The organism is Tahibacter caeni (assembly GCF_024609805.1).
Taxonomy (GTDB): Bacteria; Pseudomonadota; Gammaproteobacteria; order Xanthomonadales; family Rhodanobacteraceae; genus Tahibacter; species Tahibacter caeni.
On record NZ_JANFVR010000317.1, the window covers coordinates 1 to 5,533 of the forward strand.

Below are 5,533 nucleotides of genomic sequence, written 5' to 3' on the forward strand. Positions count from 1 at the left end.
CGCGTTCCGCTACCTGCGCGTCGCGGCGAAGGCCGCGGCCCTGCCGCCGCTGCGCGCAGTCCGCGCCGAAGCGGCGCCGCCGCCGCCGGAACCCGAGTGGCGCTGGCTCAGCGTGGCCGGCGAAACCGTGCGCGAGGGCGAACAGATCCATTTCCTCTACCGTCTGCCGGCGCGCATCCCGGTGCGCCAGCTCGACGTGCGCGCCGAGGCCGGCAACAGCATCGCGACGTGGACCGTCGCGAGCCGCGAGCGGGACAAGGCGTCCTGGGTCGTGCGCGCCGGCCCGTGGACCGGCTACCGCGTCGCGTCCGGCGACAGTGTGGAAAGTTCCACACCGCAGCAGCTCACCGCGCCGGTGCGCGACCGCGACTGGCGCATCCAGGCGGCGCCGGCGCCGAGCGCGCCGCCGAACCTCGTGCTCGGCTATCGCCCTGAAGTGCTGGTCTTCCTGGCCCAGGGCGAAGGTCCGTACGCGATCGCCGCCGGCAGCGCCAACGCGCGGCGCCGCGACGCGCCGATCACGACCCTGCTCGATGCGCTGCGCCAGCGCCACGGCGCCGACTGGAAACCCTACCCGGCCGTGCCCGAAGCCGGCCGCACCGTCAGCGGCGACGCGGCGCTCATCGCGAAACAGCCCGCGCCGAAGCCGGCCGACTGGCGCGGCCTGCTGCTCTGGATCGTGCTCGTCGGCGGCAGTCTGCTCGTCGTCGCGATGGCACTGAGCCTGTTGCGCAAGAAGCCGGATTGAACCGGTCGAACCGCCTCCCGGCGGTTACTCGCCGCGCAATGAAACGGCGGCGTCGCGGTTCGCTGCGTGCCGCCTACCGGTCGCGGCGCGATCCGCGGCGCTGCGCCTCGTAGACCTTCGCGTACTTCAGGAACACGTAGTAGCCCGCGCTGACCGCGTTGATGAAACCGGCCCAGCCGTCGAGGAACCAGCGCTTGCCGAGGTATTGGCGCAGGAAGAAGAAGCCCGGGTAAAGCACGAGGCGCGCGCCGAGGAAGCGGCGGCTCCGGCCACGCTTGTGTTCGACGAGGCCCGTGGAATAGGCGTTGATCTTGGCGACCTTGGTCGCGATGTCGGGCTCGCCGTAGTGCACGAACTCGGCGCCGGGCAAGGTCGCGACGGGCTCGCGCGTTTCCGGCGCCGCGTGCACGGGCACCGTGTTCATGCGCACGCGCGTGCGGTCGAACAGGCGCAGATGCGTGTTCAGGCGCACGCCGGCGTGGTTGAAGGTCCAGAACACCTGCTCGCGCCGCGGCAGCCGGAAGCCGGCGACGGCCGGCGCCTGCAGCGCGGCCTCGATCGCGGCGCGCGCGCCGTCGGTCAGCGCTTCGTCGGCGTCGAGCAGCAGCACCCAGCGATGCGCGGCCTTGTCGATCGCGCTCTGCTTTTGCGCCGCGTACCCCTTGAACGGCTCGTGGAACAGGCGCGCGCCGTGCGCCGCGGCGATCTCGACGGTCGCGTCGGTGGAACCCGAGTCGAGCACGACGATCTCGTCGGCCCAGGTCGCGCTCGCGAGGCAGCGCGCGAGGGTCGCGGCGTTGTCGAAGGTCGTCACGACGAGGCTCAGCGGCTCACGCATGCGCAGGAATCTCCGTCTCGCCGGCCAGCGCCGCGCAGTACTGCGCGATCAGCCACCAGAACAGCAGGCCCCACCAGGCCGAATAGAACGCGAGATGCGTGTTCAACGGAAACGTCATCGCGACGAGCGCGAGCGCCGGCGCGAACGCCGCAGCGCGCCGCGCGGCATCCGCGCGAAACCACCCGCGCACGGCCGCGACGATGCCGGCGAGCCAGAGCAGCAGGCCTATCGCGCCGGTCTCACTGAGCACTTCGAGCACCCATTGGTGCGCATGCGCCGCGCCGCTGCCGTCAGGCTGCACGAACGTATCGCCCGGCGCGGCGTAGTCGGCATAGGCGTAGCGGAAGCCGCGCACGCCGACGCCGTTGACCGGATGCGCCTCGATCATCGCGACCGAGGTCTGCCAGATCCGCGCGCGGCCGGCCAGCGCGAAATCGACGTTGGCCTCGCTGCCGGACAACGCCTGCAAGGTGCGCTGAATGCGTGCGTCGAACGCGGACGATCCGTGCGCGGCGACGACCACGGCCACGGCGAAGCCGGCCGCGAGCAGCGCGAGCGCCGCGGCGAAGCGCAGCGGCCGGCGCGTTTCGGTCCACAGCATCGCGAGCGCGACGAGGCCGAACGCGAACCAGCTCGCCCGCGAACCGGCCAGCAATACCGGCACGAGCACGAGCACGAACGCCGCGACGAGCCCGCGCCAGCCCCAGCGGCGCCGCGCGGCGATCAGCAGGAACGGCGACAGGGTCGCGAGCACGGGACCGAGCTTGAGATTCTCGCTGCCGAACACGCCGCTGAGACGTTCGGCCTCGGGCGCACCGGCCAGGCCCCAGCCGGTCGCCGCCTGCACCCAGGCGTCGAGCAGCCAGAACGCGACGACGACGGCGATGCCGGTCTGCAGCGCCGCCTGGCGCGCCGGCGCCGCGGCGACGAGCGCGGCGTACAGGCCCAGCGGCAGCAGCCGCAGCGCGGCCAGCACGGTGCCCCAGCTCTTGTCCGGATTGACCGCATCGAGCGCGGAGATCGCCGCGGCGCCCGCGTAGCAGGCCCACAGCGCGACGAACAGCGGCCAGCGCCCGCGCAGCGACGCACGCCGCGCCGGGTCGCGCAGCAGCAGGCAGCCGGCTAGGCAGAGCAGCACGCCGAGCTCGGCGCTGCGCCCGAACGGCAGCAGCAGCGCGACGGCCCAGAGCGGCAGCAGCGCGGCAGGGAATTCGGACGCGACACGCTCGCGCAGCGAAGGAATGCTCATGCGGGGCGCGATCATAGCCCAGCCCGCGCAGCGGCCGGACCGCCGCGCCGCTCGGCTCAGCTCATCGCATAGGTCGAGCGCAGGCCGGCCTCGTCGCCCGTGACGAGGGCCTGGTACAGCGCCAGGGTCGCGCGCTGCATGTCGGCGAGCTGGTAGCGCTTCAGCGGCGGAATCGCCGGCGCGAGGCGCAGCAGTTCCGCCGCGCGCTCGACCAGGCGGCCGAGATCGGCGAACGGCACGCGGCCCGACGGATACAGCTCGGTCAGCAGTTCGCCGACGCCGCCGTGGGCATAGCCGAGCACCGGGCGGCACAGGGCCAGCGCCTCGATGACCGTGCGGCCGAACGCCTCGGGTTTGTTCGACAGCTGCAGCACCAGCGCGCTGGCCGCATAGACGTCGCGCACGTCCGAGCGCGGCGCGGCGAAGACGACGTCGTCGGCGACGCCGCGTTCCTCGGCCAGCCGCTGCAGCTCGGCGACGTAGCCGCCGCGCTTGGGATCGACGACGCCGAGCAGCAGCAGCCGCGTCGCGATGCCGCGCGTCTTCAGCGCGGCGACGAGCTCGATCGCATCCGCGTGGCCCTTGAGCCGCGTGCCGCGGCCCGGCAGGGTCAGCAGCGGCGCGCCGCGCAGCCGCGGATAGTCGGCGTAGAACGCCCGCAGCCATTCTTCGTCGGGCCGGTGGCCGTACGGAAACTCGTCGAGATCGATGCCGCGCGGAATCACGACGATGCGTTCCGGATCGATCTCGTAATGGCTGATCAGGTAGTCGCGCACCGTGTGCGAGACGGCGATGACGCGCTCGCCGCGCGTCATGATCGCGCTGTAGCGGCCCGGCGAGTTCAGGCCGTGGGCGGTGGTCACGAAATGCGTGGCCGCGGGGCCGTTCTTCAGCGCGAAATGAGCGAGCCAGGCCGGCAGCCGCGAACGCGCATGCACGATGTCGGGCTTGAGCTCGTTGAAGAGGCCGCGCAGGCCGGCGATGTGGCGCAGGCTCAGCAGCGACTTGGCTCCGATGGAGCGCTGTATGTGCTCACTGCCCTCGGCCAGCAGCTTCGGCACGAGGCGCCCGCCGGCCGAGACGACGATGGAGCGGTGCCCGGCGGCGACGAGCGCCGCGCCGACTTCGAGCGCGGAACGTTCCACCCCGCCCGTTTCGAGGGCGGGGACGAGTTGCACGACCGTGAGCCGACGCCCCTGCACGGACCCGGTCAGGCCTTGAGCACGTAGCGCGCGCCGCAGTACGCGCAGACGGACTCGCCACCTTCCTCCTCGATCGGCAGATAGACCTTGGGATGCGAGTTCCAGAGGCTCATGCCGGGCATGGGACAGGACAGCGGCAGGTCGGCCTGCGTCACTTCGTAACGGTTTTCGGCGTTGGCGGGAATGGTCTTCGCCGCCGCGGGATTGGTTCTGGCCATGGGAATTCCGGGGGAAATCGCGGAGCAGGCAAGTTTAGCAGCTCGAATCCTGTGAACGGATGCACGCTTTGTGCCGGCATTTGCGCACAGCCGGCCTGCGACCCCGGCGTCGCCCGGCAGTTCCCGTACGAGGCTAGAATCGCCGCGTTTGCGCCGGTGGCCGCGCCCTGTGCCATCAACGACGGAATCGGGAGGATAGATGGACATCAACAAGCTGATCGAACGGGTCAAGAACATTCTGCTGACGCCGAAGACCGAGTGGCCGGTCATCGCCCAGGAACAGACCGACGTGGCCAAGCTGTACACCGGCTACATCATGATCCTGGCCGCCATCCCGGCGGTGATCAACTTCCTGACCTATTCCATCCGCGGCAGCGTCGTCGCCGGCCTCGTCGCGCTGATCCTGGGCTATGCCCTGTCGCTGGGCCTGACCTTTCTGATGGCCATCATCATCGACGCGCTCGCGCCGACCTTCGGCGGCGAGAAGAACCAGATCCAGGCGCTGAAGACCGCCGCCTACGCCAATACCGCCGGTTGGGTCGCCGGGGTGTTCGGCATCATCCCGATCCTCGGCATGCTGATCATCTGGGCCGCGCTGATCTACGGCTGCGTGCTGCTGTACTTCGGACTGCCGCACACGATGAAGTCGCCGCCGGACAAGACCGGCGGCTATTTCGCCGTCGTGCTGGTCATCAACATCGTGCTGTCGTTCATCGCGATGATGATCATCGGCGGCATCGTCGCCGCGATGCTGATCGGCGCCGCGGTCGTCGCCCACTGAGTCCCGCACTGCGCCGGGCGTCGCCGCCCGGCGCAGCGCCGTTTCACTGCAGCTGCAGCTCGATCTCGCCGATCACCGGCCTGGCCGCCACGGCCGGATCGCCGGCCGGCGCGATCGTCACGCTGGGCCTGTCGCTGAGCGTCCTGCCGGCGCCGAGGCGCCGCACGAGGTCGGTCACGTCGAAGCTGAAGAACTTGTCTTCGCCGCCGTGATGGCCGGCGTGTCCGCCGTCGCCGTGGTCGAGCTTGAGCGCATCGAAGAACGAGAACGTGCCGACGTGGTACTCGCCGCCTTTCTCCGGCACGAGCTTTTCCGGCAGTTCCAGATACACTTCGTACAGCACCTCGGGCTGTTCCTGCGCCTCGAGACCGCGCAGCACGAGGAACACGCGCTGTTCCTTCGGCGCGGCCTGCAGGCGCCGCGTCAGCGCGCCGGCCGCCTCGCGGTCGCCGGTGCCCTGCAGCTGCACGCGCACGGGCCTGGCCTCGAGCGCCACG

General features: G+C 71.0%; 7 protein-coding genes. 2 read left to right on the forward strand and 5 right to left on the reverse strand.

Annotated features, from left to right (window positions below; genetic code table 11):
• On the forward strand, positions 1–748 hold a 748-nt coding region (locus NON22_RS19650), incomplete at its 5' end, for a DUF3999 domain-containing protein (protein WP_257388674.1).
• Between the two features lie 73 nt (positions 749–821).
• Here the strand turns inward: NON22_RS19650 and NON22_RS19655 are convergent.
• From NON22_RS19655 to NON22_RS19670, 4 genes are read right to left on the reverse strand one after another with little or no spacing between them, the layout of a single operon-like run.
• On the reverse strand, positions 822–1,586 hold the full coding sequence (locus NON22_RS19655) for a glycosyltransferase family 2 protein (RefSeq protein WP_257388675.1): 765 nt from the start codon (positions 1,584–1,586) through the stop codon (positions 822–824).
• Positions 1,579–2,835 carry an O-antigen ligase family protein gene (locus NON22_RS19660; protein ID WP_257388676.1) on the reverse strand — a complete coding sequence of 419 codons (1,257 nt, stop codon included), beginning with the start codon at positions 2,833–2,835 and terminating at the stop codon, positions 1,579–1,581. Before NON22_RS19660 ends, NON22_RS19655 begins: the two co-directional genes overlap by 8 nt.
• Before the next feature lie 56 nt (positions 2,836–2,891).
• Entirely contained in the window at positions 2,892–4,037 is a 1,146-nt protein-coding gene (locus tag NON22_RS19665; protein WP_257388677.1) for a glycosyltransferase, read from the reverse strand.
• A gap of 8 nt (positions 4,038–4,045) precedes the next feature.
• Positions 4,046–4,255: a zinc-finger domain-containing protein gene (locus tag NON22_RS19670; protein WP_257388678.1), complete on the reverse strand. Its 210-nt coding sequence runs from the start codon at positions 4,253–4,255 to the stop codon at positions 4,046–4,048.
• Positions 4,256–4,454: 199 nt separating this feature from the next.
• Here NON22_RS19670 and NON22_RS19675 point away from each other — a divergent pair, with 199 nt between their 5' ends.
• A complete protein-coding gene (locus NON22_RS19675) occupies positions 4,455–5,036 on the forward strand; it encodes a Yip1 family protein (protein ID WP_257388679.1) in 582 nt (193 codons plus the stop codon).
• 43 nt (positions 5,037–5,079) lie between these two features.
• Here NON22_RS19675 and NON22_RS19680 read toward each other — a convergent pair.
• Positions 5,080–5,533 (reverse strand): DUF7868 domain-containing protein (locus NON22_RS19680; RefSeq protein ID WP_257388680.1); only part of this gene is annotated, 454 nt, incomplete at its 5' end.

What these genes read in the sequence shown, in the direction of transcription:
- NON22_RS19675 (WP_257388679.1), top strand. Translation starts at nt 4,455, where the DNA reads ATGGACATCAACAAGCTGATCGAACGGGTCAAGAACATTCTGCTGACG.
- NON22_RS19660 (WP_257388676.1), bottom strand. Translation starts at nt 2,835, where the DNA reads ATGAGCATTCCTTCGCTGCGCGAGCGTGTCGCGTCCGAATTCCCTGCC.
- NON22_RS19670 (WP_257388678.1), bottom strand. Translation starts at nt 4,255, where the DNA reads ATGGCCAGAACCAATCCCGCGGCGGCGAAGACCATTCCCGCCAACGCC.
- NON22_RS19655 (WP_257388675.1), bottom strand. Translation starts at nt 1,586, where the DNA reads ATGCGTGAGCCGCTGAGCCTCGTCGTGACGACCTTCGACAACGCCGCG.